Genomic DNA, 18,597 nt, shown 5'->3' with positions numbered 1-18,597 from the left:
AAGCATCTGTGTTCTACTCAGAATGACAAATAGTAAATCTGTCATGCTGACGCAGCAAGCATCTCACTCCCTCACCTCAGTCATGAGATTCTTCGTTCCACTCAGAATGACAAATAGTAAACCTGTCATACTGACGCAGGAAGCATCTGTGTTCTACTCAGAATGACAAATAGTAAATCTGTCATGCTGACGCAGGAAGCATCTCAATTCCTCTCCTAGTCATGAGATTCTTCGTTTCACTCAGAATGACAAATAGCAAACCTGTCATGCTGACGCAGGAAGCATCTCAATCATACCAACCCGTACTTAAATCCTTCCACTCAGGATTTACAGACTCAATCAAAGCAATTTTCTTCTCACGCAACCAACCTTTTATTTGCTTTTCTCGAGCGATCGCAGTATTTACATCCGAAGTGTCTTCAAAATAAACTAAATTAGTAATATTATATTTTTGGGTAAAACCAGGAATTATTTTTTGTTTATGTTCGTAAACACGTCTATTTAAATCATTAGTCACACCTGTATAAAGTGTTTTTGAGTTATTTGTCATTATATAAATATAATAATTATTCATATTTTTTAACTACTTTGATGATTTTAGATTCTTCCTGCGTCAGAATGACAACCGCCTGACTCGTCAGAATGACAACCGCCTGACTCGTCACAATGACAACCACCTGACTCGTCACAATGATAACCGCCTGACTCGTCACAATGATAACCGCCTGACTCGTCACAATGATAACCGCCTGACTCGTCACAATAATAACCGCCTGACTTGTCACAATGACGATCGCCTGATGGTCATCAAGTACGATCGCATTCAGATTACGCAATAACTTATCACCTCAATCAAGAGGGTCAAAACGATTTACTAGTATTGCTAAGGGAATCATTGGTAAGCCTACAAGCAGACAAATTAACCATTGTTGTAAGTTCAGTGGCGCAGTAGAAAATAAACGATTCATCAAGCTCCATTGACTGAATATAATCTGTAAAATGATCGCACAAGCAATGCCAATTCCCATGACGGAAGCATCGCTGAATGTTTGTCTAATTCCCCGCAGTTGATTAATGATAGCCATTCCTAATTGACTAATACTTAAAAGATAAAATAATCTCCCAGCGACTAACGCCTGAATTGCCATTGTCCGGGCTAAAGGGATATCGCCTGTAGTTTGTCGCATCCATTCAAATACACCAAAAATCAAAATCCAGTTAAAGATAGAAATTGCCAGGATACGCTTAATTAAACTGCGGGAAAGTAAGGGTTCGCGGGGGCTACGCGGCTGACGTTGCATTACGTGTGGTGACTTAGGCTCAAAGGCTAAGGGTACAGTCATGGCGATGGAATTTACCATATTGAGCCACAGCACTTGTAAAGATAAAATTGGTAATACTCTAGCCAGTAGGACACTAATTAAAATTGTCATTGATTCGCCACCATTGACAGGTAGGATAAAGGCGATCGCTTTCAATAGGTTTCGATATACAGTCCGCCCTTCTTCTATCGCCGCTTCTATAGAGGCAAAATTATCATCTGTCAAAATCATGTCTGCGGCTTCTTTGGCTACCTCCGTACCCGCACCCCCCATTGCAATCCCGATTTCTGCTTGTTTTAAGGCTGGTGCATCATTGACACCATCCCCAGTCATGGCGACAATTTCGCCTTTAGATTGCAAGGCTTCCACGATGCGGAGTTTCTGTTCTGGTGCAACACGCGCAAATACAGCCCCGTCTTCTATAGCGGTAGCCAGTTCTGATTTATCCATTTGGGCTAGTTGGCTACCTGTGAAAGCCAGAACTTGACCATTTTGATTAAAGCCCATCCGTTCCGCGATCGCTTGTGCAGTTACCACATGATCGCCTGTAATCATTTTGACTTGAATACCAGCATTTTGACAGGCTGCTACGGCGGCGATCGCTTCTGCTCTAGGCGGATCGATCATTCCTTGCAATCCCAAAAAAACCAAATCTGCTTCGATATCTGCATGATCCAGTTCATCTTGAGCAGCTGAGACAGATTTTTTGGCAAAAGCCAGCACCCGTAAACCCTGATGCGCCATTGCATCAACTTTTTGATGTATGTTTTCCGGATCTACAGAAGCTAGATTACCCTGAGTATCTAAGGTTTGCTGACAACGTTTGAGAATCGCCTCGACTGAACCTTTAAGATAGATAGTCCTCACACCTGAAGCATCTTCATGCAACGTTGCCATGTATTGAAACTCAGACTCAAAGGGGATAGTATCCAATCTGGGCATTTCTTGTTCTAAGGTGCGGCGTTCCAGTTCTCCTTTATTTGCAACAACTATCAATGCTCCCTCAGTGGGATCACCAACAACCTGCCATTGTTCTTCCTTGTATTCTAAGTGTGAGTCATTACATAACAACCCCGCTTTCAGACATTCCGCTAAAACAGGATAATTGCGCCAATCTATTGGCTGTTCCTCGGATAAAATTTCTCCTTCTGGAATATAGCCTGTACCAGTGACTGTATATTGTTCCCCACCTGCATAAATTGCCTGTACAGTCATTTGGTTTTCAGTTAGTGTTCCAGTCTTATCAGAACAGATAACTGTAGCACCTCCGAGGGTTTCCACGGCTGGTAACTTCCGCACGATCGCATGACGGCGTGCCATGCGAGATACACCTATAGCTAATGTCACTGTGACTACAGCAGGCAACCCTTCAGGAATTGCACTCACAGCAAAGGCTATCGCCGCTTCAAACATTGCTGGCCATGAATTACCATATCCCAACCCAACAGCAAAGGTCAGCGTAGCGATGCCGAGAATAATATATAGTAGGGTGCGGCTAAATTTATCAAATTTCCGCGTTAGGGGAGTTTTTAAGCTCGTACCTTGCTCCATTAGTTGGGAGATACGCCCAGTTTCTGTAGCTTCACCAATAGCAACTACAATGCCTTTACCAGTGCCAAAGGTTACAAAGCTGCCAGCGTAAGCCATATTAATGCGTTCGGCTAAGACTGCATCTTGATCGAGTGGTTGGGTGTTTTTTTCCACCGCCACCGACTCACCCGTGAGTGCTGATTCATTAACTTGAAGATTGCGGGATTGTACAAGACGCAAATCTGCGGGTACTTTATCGCCAGAAGCGAGTAAGACAACATCCCCCGGTACTAACTCCTGGGAGGGAACTTGTACCTTTTGACCGTTGCGGAGGATAGTTGCATTGGTTTCTACTGAAGAAGCTAAGGCTGCGATCGCGCTTTCGGCTTTTGATTCTTGAATAAAACCAATAATAGCGTTAATTAGGGTTACGCCCCAAATTACCCCAGCATTTACCCATTGTCCAATGAAGGCTTTGATTGCACCTGCAATGATCAATATGTACAACAACGGTTGGTTAAATTGTAATAAAAACCTCACCAATGGACTTTTTCCAGGTTTAGCTTTGAGTTCATTAGCACCAAAACGTTCCCGTCGTTTTGTCACTTCATTGGGTGTCAAACCTGCTTCTATATTGGTGTCTAAATTTTGCGCCACTTTTGATGCAGACAAGTTATGCCATTGCTGTGGCTGTATTGTATTTTGATTTGTTGCTGTCATTTTATTGGCCTAAAATTTTCCCATAGGCGGAATGTTAGCCATTTGGTTGTTAGCTAATCAATTTAAAATTATCGGCAATAAATATGATGGAAAAGTGACAGGAATCAGTTTAAGTGGCGTATTGTTCGACGCGCCAAGGTTGCCAAGCTTGTTGTATAACTTTAACATCACCCTGAGTTACAGAAGCATCCCAAAGGGTGATATTACCCTCACGCCAAAACTTTAAATCCACCAAAGCATGATTAATTTCCAGCTTACGGAGGGTGATGTTAGGCAACCATTCCGGTAAATATGGGTCAACGTAAAGCTGGCTATTGGGTGCATCTGCTTGTATACCCAGCATCGCTTGCAAAAGATGAAACACCGATGCAGCCGCCCAAGCTTGTGGTACGTTTGCTTCTATATAAGGGACTGGAAATGCTCCCAATTCTTGCTCAATTCCCGCATAGAGTTCTGGTAAACGGTAACTAGCAAAATATTTAGCAGCATCAAAAATGCCATTCGCTACCTGCGCCGCTTCTTGAGCAAAACCGTAGCGTTTAAATCCCATTGCAATCATACCGTTATCATGAGGCCAAACTGAACCCAAATGGTAAGAGAAGGGATTATATGCAGAGTTCTGGGTGGAAATTGTGCGAATACCCCAGCCACTCCACATATCTGGCTGCATGAGGCGTTGGACTACACGCGCTGCACGTTCACGACTAACGATACCACTCCACAGACAATGACCAGGATTGGAAGCAATAGTCCGAACGGGTTGTTTTTCAGGGTCAAGGGTGAAGGCGTAGAAGCCTAAATCTTCACACCAAAATTGCTGTTCAAATTTTGTTTGTAGTTTGGCTGCTTTAGTACGTAGTTCACTAGCATAGTTACTTTCTCCCAAAACAGCGAAAACTTCTGCCATTCGCATATAGGCATCAAAAGCATAGCCTTGGAGTTCACACAAAGCTTTAGGAGCATCTACTTGTCTACCATCAGGATAAGCGATCGCATCACCGGAATCTTTCCAACTTTGATTTTCCAATCCCTGTGAGGAGCGCATTTGATATTCCTGCAAGCCGTCGCCATCAAAGTCGCCGTACCGCTCAATCCATTCTAAACAACGCCGAGCGACATCCCGATAGTTTTGTAACAACGACTCATCACCTAACCACTTCCAAGCTTCATGCAACGCAATTAAAAACAAAGAAGCAGTATCAGCAGCACCATAATAGGGGGAGTGCGGTATTTTATTAAAATACGCTAGTTCACCCATGCGAACTTCGTGCAGAATTTTACCTGGTTCAGCATCCCGCCAATCATCCCTATCTTGCGCCTGAAATTCTGCCAGTTTTTGCAACGTACCCCTGACGAAACCAGGATGCACAATCATATTTTGTAGGCTCACAATCAAACTATCACGACCAAATAAGGTGACAAACTTGGGTACACCCGCCGCAGGTATCCAAGTATCCCCAGTAAATTTGTAATCATACAGGCGCAACGCCCCCAAATCTTCTATTGATTGGTGGTACAGTCGATTAATATCTTCATCAGAAGAAGTAACATCAGTAACATTGTCTCGCCATTGTTGTTGTACCTTATCCAAACCTGTCTCAATAGCTGCTGTGTAAGATAAGTCTACGGGCTTGCGAACGTGTTCGTTATCTGCCAAGGTGTAAAAGCAACAAGTATTCCAACTAGCACCAGGTTCTAAGGTAATCTCAAAAATAATCCGCCCATTGCCATAATGCGGCTCTACTGGACAGTTGGCTAAACGATAGCTAAGACAACGGAAAAAATCATCATTGCTGTAGGTTGTGACAAGTTCACTCTGCTCCCTATGCCATTGAGTTTCAATTTGTCCACGACGTACAATATTTTGAGACTCAACCTCAAAGATATCAGCAAAGTCTGAACGCAAAGCAATTTCTAAATTGAAATGAACCTTTTTCAGTCCATAGTTGGTTAGTTGTAACTCTTCGCGGATACCTTCACTAGCAACCCGACTAATCATTAATGATAGAGTACCTTGAGCATATGACCCATCATCAGTAGTAAATTCTGGGTTAATCAGATAAATTCGCGCTGCATAATAAGCAGTTGTTGTAGAGGTCAGACGTATCCAATTTTTACCGTTAATATAACAAGCGTAGTAACACAAAAACCGCGTATCATCTGCAAAAATCCCCTGAGAAGTTTCAGGCTTTATACTGCCGTCTAAATTAGACACCATAAAGGTTCTGCCGTGATTAATTGTTAAATTTGGAGAACCAACATTTATTCTCATGGTTTTATTTGATCAACAATATTTTTATAGATAAATAATTTATGTAATTAATAAACACAGATTTTTTCCAAATATCCTAGAAATTATGGCAGTCTTTGTAATGTAGAGATGCTAACTTATAACACCTCTACAATCGTGTTGCACTTGTGAAATTTTTTATGGGACAGCAGGGGTCGGATCTGGAGTTACAGTTGGCGGAGTTTCAGGTGGGACTGCGGGTACAGGAGTCGCAGGTGGTGGTGCAGTTGTTGGGGTTTGAGTAGCAGGTTCACAAGCTCCAATCAATACACTTAATCCAATACTTGAAGCTAGCAAAATGAAGTTTCGGTTCATGATACCTCTTGTAAAAATGTACATGGAAAAGCTAGTACGGCCGTGAAATCAACGAATTTTGGTTGTTGGATTTTGGATGTCAGATTTTCTTCAATCTAAAATTGGCATGGTCAAAAGTCAAAAATCTGATAAAAATAATGGTTGTTCTATTTACGCCATGCTTTACTAAATAATGTCTACTGAAGTATGACAAAATCAGCTTTTCAAAGACGTGATTTATCCTGAAATATTTTGTAAAATTTTACATCTGCCCTTGGTTGTAGCGTCAAGGGTTAAAATAAAACTAAGCTTGTAACGCTGTTTCTCTTTCGCTTACAACTACTGGCAGAATTTGTTCACCAAAAACTTCGATAAACCTCTGCTGTTCTTTGTTGACGTTGTGCAGATAAATTTCCTCAAAACCTAGTTCCACGTATTGCTGTAACCACTCGATATGTCTTTGGGTTTCAGATGAAATCCGTACATATTCATACATATCCTCCGGTTTGATAAATTGTGCCGCCGCATCAAATTGCTGAGGATTCTGGAGGTTTGCTAATACTGGACTTTGAAAAATGTTAGTCCGCCACTGTTCATAAGCACCTCTGAGGGCAGTTTCTTCATCTTGAGCGTAGGAAAGTTGAACTTTGAGGTACATCGGCTTATTTTTGCCGCCACCTCTTTGAAAAGCATCGACTACGGCTTTTAATTTTTTGTAGGGGTGAGAAATTGTAATGAGTCCATCTGCCCATCCCCCCAGCCACTCGGCGGTTTCTGGTGTAATGGCTGCGCCAATAATTAACGGTGGAACTTCTGGACGAGTATAAAGTTTTGCTTCTTCTACCCGCACTAAACCATGATGAGTGACAGTTTTTCCCGCCCAAAGAGTGCGAATGATATCAGCACATTCCTTAAGGCGGACATTGCGTTCAATTTTGCCCGGCCAGCGATCGCCTGTGATTTTTTCATTCAAGGCTTGACCACTTCCCAAGGCTAACCAAAACCGCTTAGGAAACATTTCCGCCAGAGTCGCTGCTGCTTGAGCAATAATTGCCGGATGATAACGCTGTCCGGGGGCGCAAACTACCCCAAAGGTAAGTGGTACTGATTGCATAGCTGCACCTAGCCAAGACCAAGCAAAACCACTTTCTCCCTGGCGCACACTCCACGGCTGAAAGTGGTCTGAGGAAGATACACGCTCAAATCCTGCTCGGTAGGCAGCTTGTACGTATTGTAAAAGCTGACTCGGTTTAAATTGTTCGTGGGAGGCATGATAACCAAACTTTGCCATAACTACTCCTCCTATCAAAACTAAGTGGGAGAGTGAAAACCTCATCCCAAATTAGATAACGATTGAGAAGTTTTTCTTTATTGCTGAGGATAGAAAAAGACTACTACTTCTAGGGTGATTTTATCTAGATTTTAAATCAGCGATCGCACCTTTGGTCATGGCGGCAATGGCTTTATCGGTAGCTTTCGGTAAATGATAATATTTACCGCCGGCTGTTTGGGCTAATTCCTTAGCAAAACCAGTGGAGACGAATTTACTCTCAGTATCAATAACTAATAGCTGCATCCCCAAGGCGCGAACTCTCGCCGCAATTTCTAGCAATTCCCCCTTGATGTCTGGTTTTTCTCCCGGTTCTTGGGGTTCGCCTAAAGAACGAGACAGAGGAATATTACCTCGTCCGTCGGTAATTGCCACAACTACCACTTGCCCAATATCTCCACTCATGCGCGCATTTAAACCCACGCGTACAGCTTGAGTTAACCCATGTGCGAGGGGTGAACCGCCACCACAGGGTAATCTTTCTAAGCGGTTGCGTGCTAAGGCTATGGAACGGGTTGGCGGTAATAATACCTCTGCTTGTTCTCCCCGGAAGGGAATCAATGCTACTTGGTCGCGGTTTTGATAGGCTTCTGTCAACAGTTGCATAACTGCACCTTTGGCTGACTGCATCCGGTTCAAGGCCATAGAACCTGAAGCATCGACCACAAACACCACTAAAGCCCCGGCTTTGCGTACCAAACGCTTGGCGCGAATGTCGCCCTGTTCCACAATCACCTTCTTGTCTGGGTGTCTCTCCCGTCGGGCTTTTTGATAGGGTGCAGCCGCCCTCAAGGTGGCATCTACGGCGATGCGGCGGACTTTACCTTTAGGTAACATCGGCTTGATATAGCGTCCCCGGTCATCGGAAAAGATAATGCTGCGACTTCCAGATTTACCTTGACGCTGCGCCATTTGAGCAAAGTACAGCACACTTTCATCTAGGATTACCCCTTCCGGGTCAAAGATAAATTCTTCCGGGATGCTGGGGGGTTCTTGGTCTTCTGGTTCGTCTGGTTGGTCTTCTTGATCTTCTTTGTCTTCTTCTTCCTCTTGTTGGTCTTCTTCTGATTCGTCCTGGCTTTGTGGTGGTGGGGGTGGTGGTGGCGGTGCTTGGTCTGGTGGTGGTGACTGGACAACGGTCGCCCGTGGGACAATAACTAACTCTACAGCCCGGCGTAAGTCGTCAGCATTAACCGTTGACCTACCATCCAAAGCCGCAGCCGCTTTCGCTACCCGCACAGCAAATAATTCCGCCCGATGTCCCTGGACACCGCCGCGCAGGGCTTCATCTACTAGGTAAGCTATTTGTTCGCGGGTGATAGTGACATCTTTTAACCATTCCCGCGCCAGGAGAATTTGAGTTTTTAGCGAGTCTAAATCTTCGCTATATTGTTGGAGAAATTCTTGGGGTGACTGGGAATAAGCGATCGCTTGCTCAACGGCCTCTACCCTTTGATCTAGACCGAGAACACCGTCAGCAGAAAGTGCGATCGCAATTCTATCTAATAAATGCTCCCGCAATGCCCCTTCTTCTGGGTTATAGGTGGCAATAAACAAAGATTGGCAAGGATGCTGAAAGCTGATTCCTTCCCGTTCAATTTGGTTACGTCCTTCCGACAGGACTGTTAATAGCTGATTGGATATCTGGTCATCTAATAGATTGAGTTCATCCACATACAAAACGCCTCGGTTAGCGGTGGCGAGTAACCCCGGCTGAAAGATGGTGTCTCCTTGTTTGACCGACTGTTCCACATCCACAGAACCGAGGAGGCGGTCTTCAGTTACACCGAGGGGAATTTGGATAAAAGGCGCAGGGATAATTGCTGTCGGGACATCCTGAATATCTTTATCGGCGTACTCTGCCAAAAGATAATCATCCCATGTTTCTGGGTGGTTAGGGTCGCAGTTACTCAGCGAATCTTGAACAACTTCAATCGGTGGTAACAGCGCGTGGATAGCCCGCGCCATAACAGATTTTGCCGTACCGCGACGGCCTGCGATCGCTACTCCTCCCAAACCAGGATCGACTGCTGCTAACAGCAAGGCTAATTTAATGGCTTCTTGACCGACAACAGCCGTCAAGGGAAAAGCGGTAATTGTAGGGTTGATAGTAGGCGCAGGCATGGTTTGCAAATGATTATAAAGGCAGGAGGCAGTTTTAATACGAACTGAGAACTGATATTTTTACTCAGCACTCATTACTCAGCACTTTCAAGTTAGTCTCGGCTTTTAGCATATCAATTTCTGGCATATTTAGAATAAGGGTTATAGGAATGAGGGCTTTGTGTTGCCCTTGGGAGCAAAATTTATGAGTATCGCTCAAGCTAAACGCTTCACACTGGGTGAGTACCACAAACTCGCGGAATTGGGCTTTTTCCACGAAGATGATCGCATTGAGCTAGTTAACGGGGAACTTATACAAATGGTATCTAAGGGTACAGCCCATGAAACTTGTTTACGAAAGTTGTGGAAGGAACTCCCAAAACTGATAGGAGATAGGGCTACTTTGCAATCTCAAGCCCCTATTAGTTTACCGCCTAATAGCGAACCTGAACTAGATTTTGCTATTGTGCAGAACCGGCGCTGATGATTATCTCTCTACTCACCCTAGTCTGGCTGATGTGTTGCTGCTTATCGAGGTTGCAGATTCTTCTTTAAGTTATGATCAAGATGTCAAAATACCTCTCTATGCTCAAGCAGGTATTTCTGATTATTGGATATTCAATTTATTTGATAGCTATTTAGAATCTAACAGTGAACCTTATCAAGATACTAAAGATAAATCTGGTTATTCAAATAAAAGAATTGTGGCTCTCCTAGAGTGGTTATGATAAAATAGTATAAACAAAATAGATAACTGCCCATATTTTTAGCATAAAAAACACCTTAAAGCGAGTCTGGGGCAGAGATACAGAAATAATTAGAACTAGGAAATGTAAAAAAGGTTGAGATAATAATTAGTGATTTAATAAATATGCCATCTAATCCCTTGCTGCACTTTATTACCTTGGTGGTGCAGAAAACTTTTCTGAGTCTCATGATGGACAGCATAGATGGTCAAAATAGTGGCTGAAACCCACTACCCTCGTTAAATTTTTTAAAAAAACGCTAAAATAACTATCTCATCGAAAATCCCTTATTTATAAGGATTTCAGGACTTTTCTGCACCACTAAGCTATCCCACTATGAGATCAAAAAATTTTGCAAGATTTAGACGTATTGAGTTGACATCAACCTTTTTTCATCTTTTAATTTACGTAGTGCGATCGCCTTTCACAATGTCAAGTGCGCCAGTGAGAGAGAACCTAATTATACCCATAAATTATTCATACTGACGCACCCTACCAAAGTCTAAATATGGGTTATTTAGCGCAGCTTCATAAAGAATTGGTATGAATACCAAAATTCTCAACTCTAGGACTCGTTGCAAAGCTGCATCATTAGTCAAAAAAGCATCACAGCCGCTTGAAATAGCAGTTTCAAAAAGCATCGGGTAGCTGGAGATTGCAGGGCATCCGAATGTTTGCAGCATCCCGTGCAATAACAGCACTTATATCTACAAAAACAACTTCATTAAAAGCTTGCTCCAAATCCCCTAGATACCCGACTTTTTCAAAAAGTCGGGTATCTAATTTCTCAGCGATGATTCAGGTTGTCTTGGCTGGCGATGGTTAGGCAGGGGAGTGTCAATCAACTTGCTCTAAATACTGGTTAATATCTTCAATCACCCGCACCAGTTCAGCTTCCGTAGTCAGACGAATATTGACATCCCGCACAGTGAGCAATACCTTAGCGGCAAATGGCGTAGGCCAGATATTAGGATTACAGAAAATTTCTAAAAATACGTCGCCTGTGTAACGATATTCCAAAGATGGTTGAGGAGTGGCTTTAGTACCAGGGTTGGATTTAGCTGCAACAGCTTTCAGGCTTCCCATCAATTGATCAATCGCCGCTTTTAATTCCCTCGCCGCTTGGGGAGAAAAACTTAAACCAATAGAACCTTCAACTAGATTTAATGTCAGAGGAGTGGAAGACATAAGTGATTGATTAAAATTGATTGATGATTACTTCATGGTACTAGAGTGAGAACTTACTCACGACGAAAGACAAACAGATTACCCGTTGCACCTCTCCCCACCCTGATGTCTTCATCTAAATATGAGGTTATCCATAGAGCCTCTTTTCGCAAAAATTCTAATACCGGGATTTTCAATGGCGGCAAACTCCAGCCAGCTATCCCCAAAGGTTTGATAGCTTGCACAGCGAAGGCATAAAAGCTCACCTTTGCTACCTGCTCATCATCACCCCAACTCCAAACTCCATCAGCCGACAGATGCCAGTTTCCTAACAGGGGTAATTCAAACTCAGCACCATTAGTAGCAGAAATTTTCCCGGTATCGCCTGTCACTAACCTTTGCCAAACTCCTATGATGTTAATTCCTCCCCAAATATCTGCAATTGATGCCAAGGGACGAGTAACAACAGTTCCGCGAGAAGCATACACCAACTGCCAGTTACCAGTTAAATCAGCTAGGTGATTCACACTCAGGGGGTTGGCGATGGGATTGATATTCTCTAACTTCTGCACTATTTCATCAATCTTGGGTTCTGATGAGGGAAACAAGGCTTGCTGTACATCTAAGGCTGCTATTCGCTGCAATAGTTCAGTTTTCAAGGACAGTCTCGCAGTATCATTTCCCATCATTTGTTGATGCCTCTCCCTGATAAGTAATGTTTATTAACCTTATTACCCTTTTATTGTCAAGCTGGGTTGACACTTTGTAACAATTATGTTAAATTTATTTACATAAGTTAATAAAACACACACAAAAAACTATGTATACCACCATTAACGAAAACGGCATTCTGAATAACTACGCAACCGAACCTAAAATGTACTATGCTACTTACCCCAACCAAGAACAGAAACGCAGCTACGCATTGCAAGCTGTATACGCTGCATTACTTGTCACTACTTTAGTTTTGGTAGCTTTGGGCGTTAGCTAAAATTTTTAACTTCGGTTTAAGTTTCTCATCGTCATTCGGACTTCTCTCAATCCCCCCAGTTGCAAGACTGGGGTTTTTTGTTGGTTTGCATGGTAACCCAGATTCCGCAGGTGCGCTCATAAATGCAGTATTTTTGAGAATTCTCCGGCTCGGTTATGGGTGAGAATTCGCCGATTAGTAGTGTTTATTTCCTGGAGTTGTAGAAAATTTCGCCAACGATGTCCAATATGAAATGAGACTTTCATGACTTGGAGGAAATGATTTTCTAAACTAAAAAAACCTGTAGTTTCACTTCCCAAAGCTGCCAAGGCAAAGCTTTTGGCTGGTAACTGCGTAGCTTCAAAGGCAACAAAATTACCTAGACTTTCCTTCAGTAACTCATTGAGGTTATCTTGGGAGGAACGGATGACTAAATGCACATCAGGATTTAGCGATCACGCGGCAAATGCCCCGGCAATATTTACTCGCTCATCACTAGTTACAATCAAAATGGCTCGACACTGGCGAATTTTTGCCTTTAAACTTTTTATGGGCGAAAGTGAATAATGTAACAACAGATGAAGTAATATACCTCACCAATGAATCATAGTCTAATATTTTACCGTAGGCTTTACCAAAATATTTTTAATAGTAACGAAATTGATACCAACCTGATGGTGTGGACTACTACAAAGTTTGATTTACACCCGTTTTCACTAAAACTATAAATTTCATTTAGTTCTGGAGATTTTTAAAAGGGTATCAGGGTATGATTTCTCAAGATTATAATGCAATTGATTTTGTCAACGAACTGATCAGAAAAATCAGAGTCAAAGAAAAACAGCTAGAAATTGCCAAGGCATCTCAAATGCACTATGTAGCTGAAGCAATAGAGACTCAACTCTTAGAGTTAAGAAATCAGTTATCTCAGTCGCCAACAGAAGAGCCTGAATTTTACGCATTGATGAGTTTATTAGAAGATTTTTAGAAAAAAGTACCGCTACGCGGATTTAAAAGTTAAAAATAAAAAATAAAAAGTGCTGAGTTAAAAATGCTATGAGCGTAGTGGGGCATAATCTTACTTTACTCAACACTCAACACTCAGCACTCAGCACTCAGCACTCACAACTCAGCACTCACAACTCAGCACTCAGCACTCAGCACTCAGCACTCAGCACTCAGCTACTTGAGCAATCTCAGACCACTCAGAGTAACTAACACCGTAGAACCTTCGTGTCCAATCACACCGATGGGGAGATTAATGTTGCCGAGAAAGTTACCAACCAACAGCAAAGCAATAAACCCTAAAGCAACGACTATATTTTGTTTGATTATATTTTGCGATCGCCTGCCTAATTTGATAGCTGTGGCCATTTTGTCTAGTTTGTCTGCCATTAATACTATATCTGCGGTTTCTAAGGCAACATCGCTACCTGCTATTCCCATTGCAATCCCTACTGAGGCTTGAGCTAAAGCTGGTGCATCATTAATCCCATCCCCCACCATTACGACGGTTTGATACTTCTTCTGTAAGTTCCGAATCACATCTAATTTGTCTTCAGGTAGCAGTTCGGCAAATACTTGATCAATCCCGACCGCTTGGGCGACACTATGGGCAGTGCGTTCATTATCGCCAGTAATCATGACAATTTGTTCTATTCCCATTTGTCGTAAATGGGTGAGAGTGCTAGCAGCTTCTGGTCTGATTGTATCTGCAAGCGCGATCGCACCCATTATGTAATATTCATCTCCCTTGCTCTCCATTTGCGCCACCCAAACCACCGTATTACCCTCTTGTTCTAAAGATGCAGCTTTTTCTAGTAATTCTTCTGGTAATTGGACAACATACTGTTGTACAAAAGCCGCATTCCCTACAATCACCGATTGATTGTTAACTGTGCCAAAAATTCCCTGTCCAGGTATAGCTTGTACCTCAATCGCCCTCACCCAGTCTAAATCACTAGCTGCCTGGGTGATAGCTTGTCCAATGGGATGTTCTGAGGAAGATTCCAAAGCGGCGGCGGCTTTCAGTACATCTTGTTGTGTGTATTTACCCGTGCTGAGAACTTGGGATACTCGTACTTGTCCTGTCGTGAGAGTACCAGTTTTATCAAAGGCGATCGCTCTCACTTTCCCAATTTTCTCTAACTGTGCGCCATTTTTAAATAAAATGCCCTGTCTTGCACCATTGGCAATTCCCGATAACAATGTAGGCATAATGGCTGCCATTAATGCACAGGGAGAAGCCACCACCAAAAAAGTCAAAGCCCGATAAATTGTCGTTTCCCAGTCCCAAGCCCACAGAAACGGCGGTAAAGTTGCTAGTAATACCCCAGCAATGACGATAACTTTGGCATACCCCCTTTCAAAATTTTCAATAAATTCCTGAGAAGGCGGTGCTTCTGTTTGGGCTTGTTCCACCAACCGAATCACTCGCTGAATCAAACTGCTGGCGGCTGGTTTGTGTAACTTCAACTGCAATGCACCATAACCATTAATTGTCCCCGCAAAGACTTCTTCACCCACTGTCTTTTCTACAGGTAAAGATTCCCCTGTAATCGCCGCTTGATTGATGGTGCTGTAACCAGAAATGATCATGCCATCAGTAGGAATCAATTCACCAGGTTTAACGACAATTTCATCGCCGACTTGCAGCTGGCTAATCGGAATAGTTGCTTCTTCCCCCTGTTGTAAAACCCTCGCTGTATCTGGTGTCAAACTCATCAAACTGCGGATACTCCTCTCAGTTCGCCGCATGGCGTAACCTTCCAATGCGCCACTGATAGCAAAGATGAGAATTAAAATTGCCCCATCAATAATTAAGTGGTATTCCCTCCGCCACAAACCCAAACTAGCTGCACCAACAGCAGCCACAATCATCAGTAAATCTACATCAAGTTCTTTTTCTTTAATCAGCGTCGTTAGTCCCTCACGCGCACTGTCGTAGCCACCAATGACATAAGCAGCCGGTAACAGTAGTAAAGCCCATCCTAGCCAACCTAGATGTAAGGCAAACCATCCTAAAAATAACAGCACTCCGCAAATTAGGGCGGCTAATGTGTCAGAGTGTTCTGTGGTGAATTGGTTAAAACGCTGGGGGTAAAGCATGAGAGTTGAATCAGTGATAACTACCCTCACCCTAAACCTTGACATTAATGTTAATGTCAAGAGAATGGATTAAAACCTAGTTCTTATAAAATTCTCAATATTAAGAGAAAAAATATGCTAAAGCGAATTTATATTGATAACTTTCGATGCTTGGTAAATTTTGAACTTGACTTTGACTCAATTAATCTATTTCTCGGTGGTAATGGGTCAGGTAAATCAACTGTCTTTGAAGCTTTACGGAGACTGCAACTTTTTATAATTGGTGGTTATCCAATAGCAGGTGTTTTTTCTTATTTTGAATGTACTCGTTGGCAGAATTTATCAATTCAGCGTTTCGAGTTGGAAGTAGATGGAAATCATGGAAATTATAAATATGAACTAGCCATTGCACATGATCAAAATAAAAGCCATATTCACTATGAACGTTTATGGTTTGATCAGCAACCATTACTAAAATATGAAGCAGGTGAAGTAGAAATTTTTAATGATAATTACTCACCCAGTCCAAAATATCCATTCAATTTTTCTCAATCAGTTTTATCTTTACTACAACCCAGCCAAGATAATACAAAACTAACTTGGTTTAAATACCGTATTGAGAGATTAGTTATTGTACAAATCACGCCTGTATTAATGAACAATAATAGTAAACAAGAAGAAAAAATACTTAGTCACAAAATGGAAAACTTTGTTTCTTGGTATAGATATATTTCACAAGATCAGGGAAAAGTATATGAACTAATGAGTGTTTTGCAGAATGTATTAGAAGGATTTTCAAATTTTATAATTGAAAAATTTAGTGAACAAGACCGCACTTTGAAATTGAAATTTAAATCTCGTGATGACACCGAGAAAGCAATTGAGTATTACTTTGGAGAATTATCCGATGGGCAAAAAGTACTACTTGCCCTTTACACTCTGCTTTATGGTACTCAATCTGAAGACTATACATTATGTATAGATGAACCAGAAAATTTTTTAGCACTGCCAGAAATTCAACCTTGGTTGATTCAACTTTATGATTTTTGTAGTGAACAAAAAATGCAGGCTTTACTCATATCACACCATCCAGAACTGATTAATTATCTTCTAGCATCACCTATAGGTTATTGGTTTGAGCGTCAGAGTAATGCACCTGTGCGGGTAAAAAAAATTAGTGATAAAAATTCTGAAAATACTGGATTACCAATTTCAGAATTAATCGCGCGGGGATGGCTGCATGAGTCAGCGTAGGATTCAGATTGTGATTTTATGTGAGGATAGACAACAAGAGGTTTTTGCTCGCTACTTTCTCAAAAAAAGAGGTTTTACGGGGAATATTAGAACTAAATTTTGTCGTAAAGGCGCAGGAGAACAGTTTGTGAGAGAAAGTTATGCGGCGGAGGTGAAGGTCTTCCGTAGCAAAAACTATATCTCAGGAATTTTAGTTGTTCTGATTGATGCAGACACAAAAACACTAGAAGACAGGCTGAAACAATTAGATGATGTACTAATTGAAAATGAGCAAAAACCTCGTCAAGCTAATGAAGCTATGGCAATGTTCGTACCTAAAAGAAATATTGAAACATGGATACATTATTTGCAAGGAGCAAGTATTGATGAAGAAACAGTATATGCAAAATTCCTCAATAATGAATCAGCTTGTAAACCCTATGTTGAGAACTTGGCAGATAAATGTCGTCAGGGAAGTTTAGAGGCTAATGCACCGCCATCACTTCAGGCGGCTTGTGGAGAATTGCAAAGAATTTTAGGTTTGTTGGGGTAAACTATGAATGCTGGTTGCTTGACAATTAAAGAACTGACGGAAGCGGTGGGAGGTGGAATTACTCCCCGGATGGTGCGACATTACCATGAGTTAGGGTTACTGCCGCAGCCTGAGCGATCGCCAAGTAACTATCGTCTCTATACTGAAAAAGATGTGATGAGGCTACAAAAAATTGTGGCACTGAAGCAACAAGGCTTTCAAATTAACCACATCCGCCAAATTTTGGAAATACAACCAGAAACCGACACTAATAGTCATTTAATGGCACAGTTGCAACAGCAATATCGCGCCGTCATGCAGCAAATTGCCCAACTGCGCCAAACAGCCTCAGCTTTAGAAGGATTATTAGGACGCGATCGCCATTGTCAAATTATGCAAGCAGAAGTCTTGGCACAAGTCAAGTTACTGGACGTAGAAACCCAAGCCGGTTTAGGAGATTTGGCAAAGCTGTGGAGTGGTTTAGATGCAGAAGTTCACACTCACTCGGAAGTTTTTGCAGAATCTCTACAACACTTGCTCCCTGACTTATCAAGCCGTTCTGAGATCGAACAACATTTAATTTCTCAGCTGGTTTTGTCCTGTGGTGATGTTAGTTTAGTGTCTTTTGTGAGGGTTGGTAAAAATGCGATCGCTGCTAGTCGTGCAGCCCTGAGTTCTGGTTGTGAGATTATAGTTGATATCCCCACCATTGCGGCGGCTGTAGATCAAACAAGATTAGTTCATCTGGGTTGTCGAGTCACAACTTTAATTGATAACCCCCACGTTTCCACCGCCACAGAAGCTGAAGTAGAATTTTGGCAGCATCAGGAATGGCGACAAAGATTAGAACAAGCTAGCATTGGCTGTATTTTAGTTATTGGTTATGCTCCCTCAGTGCTATTAGAAGTTTGTACCCTGATTAATCAGCAAAAAATTCAACCTTCTCTAGTTATTGGAATGCCGATTGGTTTTAGTCATGCGCCAGCCGCCAAGCGTCAACTCAGGCAACAAGAGTTACCCTTTATCACTATTGATGGGACAATTGGTGGAGGGTTGCTAGCGGCGACTGCGCTCAATTCCCTGGTGGAGTCATTGATTGAAAAACCAGATTGTCATTGTTATCTTGGTAATTCTTAATTAAGATTGGGCATTGGATATAATATTTTCCCCCTCTGCTTCCCCTTAAGTTTTAGGCAAAAAATCCTCCTACTCGTTTCCCGACAACAGATTAATTCCTCTTTTTATCTCAAAATAAGTGCGCGTACAGTATTCA

17 protein-coding genes and 1 pseudogene are annotated in these 18,597 nt (G+C 42.2%); 6 read left to right on the top strand and 12 right to left on the bottom strand.

Annotated features, from left to right (window positions below; all coding sequences use genetic code 11):
- Nucleotides 1-286: 286 nt before the first annotated feature.
- From ACM0OR_RS15525 to bchD, 7 genes are all read right to left on the bottom strand, one after another.
- Nucleotides 287-574, bottom strand: a complete 288-nt coding sequence (locus ACM0OR_RS15525) for a GIY-YIG nuclease family protein (protein ID WP_414577209.1) — start codon at nucleotides 572-574, stop codon at nucleotides 287-289.
- A complete protein-coding gene (locus tag ACM0OR_RS15520) occupies nucleotides 567-836 on the bottom strand; it encodes a hypothetical protein (RefSeq protein WP_414577207.1) in 270 nt (89 codons plus the stop codon). Before ACM0OR_RS15520 ends, ACM0OR_RS15525 begins: the two co-directional genes overlap by 8 nt.
- A gap of 12 nt (nucleotides 837-848) precedes the next feature.
- Entirely contained in the window at nucleotides 849-3,572 is a 2,724-nt protein-coding gene (locus ACM0OR_RS15515; protein WP_414577205.1) for a cation-translocating P-type ATPase, read from the bottom strand.
- Between the two features lie 109 nt (nucleotides 3,573-3,681).
- A complete protein-coding gene (locus ACM0OR_RS15510; RefSeq protein ID WP_414577203.1) occupies nucleotides 3,682-5,844 on the bottom strand; it encodes a glycogen debranching N-terminal domain-containing protein in 2,163 nt (720 codons plus the stop codon).
- 156 nt (nucleotides 5,845-6,000) lie between these two features.
- Nucleotides 6,001-6,177 carry a beta-Ig-H3/fasciclin gene (locus ACM0OR_RS15505; RefSeq protein WP_414577201.1) on the bottom strand — a complete coding sequence of 59 codons (177 nt, stop codon included), beginning with the start codon at nucleotides 6,175-6,177 and terminating at the stop codon, nucleotides 6,001-6,003.
- Between the two features lie 283 nt (nucleotides 6,178-6,460).
- Nucleotides 6,461-7,447 carry a TIGR03885 family FMN-dependent LLM class oxidoreductase gene (locus ACM0OR_RS15500; protein ID WP_414577199.1) on the bottom strand — a complete coding sequence of 329 codons (987 nt, stop codon included), beginning with the start codon at nucleotides 7,445-7,447 and terminating at the stop codon, nucleotides 6,461-6,463.
- A gap of 120 nt (nucleotides 7,448-7,567) precedes the next feature.
- Nucleotides 7,568-9,610, bottom strand: a complete 2,043-nt coding sequence (gene bchD / locus ACM0OR_RS15495; protein ID WP_414577198.1) for a magnesium chelatase ATPase subunit D — start codon at nucleotides 9,608-9,610, stop codon at nucleotides 7,568-7,570.
- 184 nt (nucleotides 9,611-9,794) lie between these two features.
- Here bchD and ACM0OR_RS15490 point away from each other — a divergent pair.
- A pseudogene (locus tag ACM0OR_RS15490) lies at nucleotides 9,795-10,296 on the top strand (Uma2 family endonuclease); the annotation flags it as partial.
- Nucleotides 10,297-10,808: 512 nt separating this feature from the next.
- Here the strand turns inward: ACM0OR_RS15490 and ACM0OR_RS15485 are convergent.
- The 3 genes from ACM0OR_RS15485 to ACM0OR_RS15475 all read right to left on the bottom strand — a co-directional run bounded on the left by ACM0OR_RS15485 (nucleotide 10,809) and on the right by ACM0OR_RS15475 (nucleotide 12,191).
- Nucleotides 10,809-10,976, bottom strand: coding sequence for a hypothetical protein (locus tag ACM0OR_RS15485; protein ID WP_414577196.1), 168 nt, complete (start codon nucleotides 10,974-10,976; stop codon nucleotides 10,809-10,811).
- 196 nt (nucleotides 10,977-11,172) lie between these two features.
- Nucleotides 11,173-11,523 (bottom strand): hypothetical protein, encoded by a 351-nt coding sequence (locus ACM0OR_RS15480; RefSeq protein WP_323267234.1) that lies wholly within the window; start codon nucleotides 11,521-11,523, stop codon nucleotides 11,173-11,175.
- A gap of 53 nt (nucleotides 11,524-11,576) precedes the next feature.
- Nucleotides 11,577-12,191: a PAP/fibrillin family protein gene (locus tag ACM0OR_RS15475; RefSeq protein ID WP_414577193.1), complete on the bottom strand. Its 615-nt coding sequence runs from the start codon at nucleotides 12,189-12,191 to the stop codon at nucleotides 11,577-11,579.
- A gap of 131 nt (nucleotides 12,192-12,322) precedes the next feature.
- Between ACM0OR_RS15475 and psb34 the strand changes: the two genes are divergently transcribed.
- On the top strand, nucleotides 12,323-12,493 hold the full coding sequence (gene psb34 / locus ACM0OR_RS15470; RefSeq protein ID WP_190704265.1) for a photosystem II assembly protein Psb34: 171 nt from the start codon (nucleotides 12,323-12,325) through the stop codon (nucleotides 12,491-12,493).
- A gap of 116 nt (nucleotides 12,494-12,609) precedes the next feature.
- Here the strand turns inward: psb34 and ACM0OR_RS15465 are convergent, their stop codons facing one another.
- Nucleotides 12,610-12,912, bottom strand: a complete 303-nt coding sequence (locus tag ACM0OR_RS15465) for a hypothetical protein (protein WP_414577191.1) — start codon at nucleotides 12,910-12,912, stop codon at nucleotides 12,610-12,612.
- A 329-nt stretch (nucleotides 12,913-13,241) separates the two neighbouring features.
- Here ACM0OR_RS15465 and ACM0OR_RS15460 point away from each other — a divergent pair, with 329 nt between their 5' ends.
- A complete protein-coding gene (locus ACM0OR_RS15460; protein ID WP_414577189.1) occupies nucleotides 13,242-13,460 on the top strand; it encodes a hypothetical protein in 219 nt (72 codons plus the stop codon).
- Nucleotides 13,461-13,654: 194 nt separating this feature from the next.
- Here ACM0OR_RS15460 and ACM0OR_RS15455 read toward each other — a convergent pair whose 3' ends face one another.
- Entirely contained in the window at nucleotides 13,655-15,580 is a 1,926-nt protein-coding gene (locus ACM0OR_RS15455) for a heavy metal translocating P-type ATPase (protein ID WP_414577187.1), read from the bottom strand.
- Between the two features lie 114 nt (nucleotides 15,581-15,694).
- Between ACM0OR_RS15455 and ACM0OR_RS15450 the strand changes: the two genes are divergently transcribed.
- The 3 genes from ACM0OR_RS15450 to ACM0OR_RS15440 are packed head-to-tail and all read left to right on the top strand — an operon-like array spanning nucleotide 15,695 to nucleotide 18,461.
- Nucleotides 15,695-16,813, top strand: coding sequence for an AAA family ATPase (locus ACM0OR_RS15450; RefSeq protein WP_414577186.1), 1,119 nt, complete (start codon nucleotides 15,695-15,697; stop codon nucleotides 16,811-16,813).
- Nucleotides 16,800-17,345, top strand: a complete 546-nt coding sequence (locus tag ACM0OR_RS15445) for a hypothetical protein (RefSeq protein ID WP_323267200.1) — start codon at nucleotides 16,800-16,802, stop codon at nucleotides 17,343-17,345. Before ACM0OR_RS15450 ends, ACM0OR_RS15445 begins: the two co-directional genes overlap by 14 nt.
- A gap of 3 nt (nucleotides 17,346-17,348) precedes the next feature.
- Nucleotides 17,349-18,461: a precorrin-8X methylmutase gene (locus tag ACM0OR_RS15440; RefSeq protein ID WP_414577184.1), complete on the top strand. Its 1,113-nt coding sequence runs from the start codon at nucleotides 17,349-17,351 to the stop codon at nucleotides 18,459-18,461.
- Nucleotides 18,462-18,597 lie beyond the last annotated feature (136 nt).

It is taken from the genome of Anabaena sp. CCY 9402-a (assembly GCF_963920945.1).
GTDB classification, from domain to species: domain Bacteria; phylum Cyanobacteriota; class Cyanobacteriia; order Cyanobacteriales; family Nostocaceae; genus Trichormus; species Trichormus minutissimus.
This window is presented reverse-complemented; position numbering and strand designations above follow the sequence as displayed.

Excerpts from the sequence above, each read along its gene's own strand:
- ACM0OR_RS15505 (WP_414577201.1), bottom strand. The coding sequence starts at position 6,177 with ATGAACCGAAACTTCATTTTGCTAGCTTCAAGTATTGGATTAAGTGTA.
- ACM0OR_RS15480 (WP_323267234.1), bottom strand. The coding sequence starts at position 11,523 with ATGTCTTCCACTCCTCTGACATTAAATCTAGTTGAAGGTTCTATTGGT.
- ACM0OR_RS15445 (WP_323267200.1), top strand. The coding sequence starts at position 16,800 with ATGAGTCAGCGTAGGATTCAGATTGTGATTTTATGTGAGGATAGACAA.
- bchD (WP_414577198.1), bottom strand. The coding sequence starts at position 9,610 with ATGCCTGCGCCTACTATCAACCCTACAATTACCGCTTTTCCCTTGACG.
- ACM0OR_RS15440 (WP_414577184.1), top strand. The coding sequence starts at position 17,349 with ATGAATGCTGGTTGCTTGACAATTAAAGAACTGACGGAAGCGGTGGGA.
- ACM0OR_RS15455 (WP_414577187.1), bottom strand. The coding sequence starts at position 15,580 with ATGCTTTACCCCCAGCGTTTTAACCAATTCACCACAGAACACTCTGAC.
- ACM0OR_RS15500 (WP_414577199.1), bottom strand. The coding sequence starts at position 7,447 with ATGGCAAAGTTTGGTTATCATGCCTCCCACGAACAATTTAAACCGAGT.
- ACM0OR_RS15510 (WP_414577203.1), bottom strand. The coding sequence starts at position 5,844 with ATGAGAATAAATGTTGGTTCTCCAAATTTAACAATTAATCACGGCAGA.
- ACM0OR_RS15450 (WP_414577186.1), top strand. The coding sequence starts at position 15,695 with ATGCTAAAGCGAATTTATATTGATAACTTTCGATGCTTGGTAAATTTT.
- ACM0OR_RS15460 (WP_414577189.1), top strand. The coding sequence starts at position 13,242 with ATGATTTCTCAAGATTATAATGCAATTGATTTTGTCAACGAACTGATC.
- ACM0OR_RS15475 (WP_414577193.1), bottom strand. The coding sequence starts at position 12,191 with ATGATGGGAAATGATACTGCGAGACTGTCCTTGAAAACTGAACTATTG.
- psb34 (WP_190704265.1), top strand. The coding sequence starts at position 12,323 with ATGTATACCACCATTAACGAAAACGGCATTCTGAATAACTACGCAACC.
- ACM0OR_RS15525 (WP_414577209.1), bottom strand. The coding sequence starts at position 574 with ATGAATAATTATTATATTTATATAATGACAAATAACTCAAAAACACTT.
- ACM0OR_RS15515 (WP_414577205.1), bottom strand. The coding sequence starts at position 3,572 with ATGACAGCAACAAATCAAAATACAATACAGCCACAGCAATGGCATAAC.
- ACM0OR_RS15485 (WP_414577196.1), bottom strand. The coding sequence starts at position 10,976 with ATGCTTTTTGAAACTGCTATTTCAAGCGGCTGTGATGCTTTTTTGACT.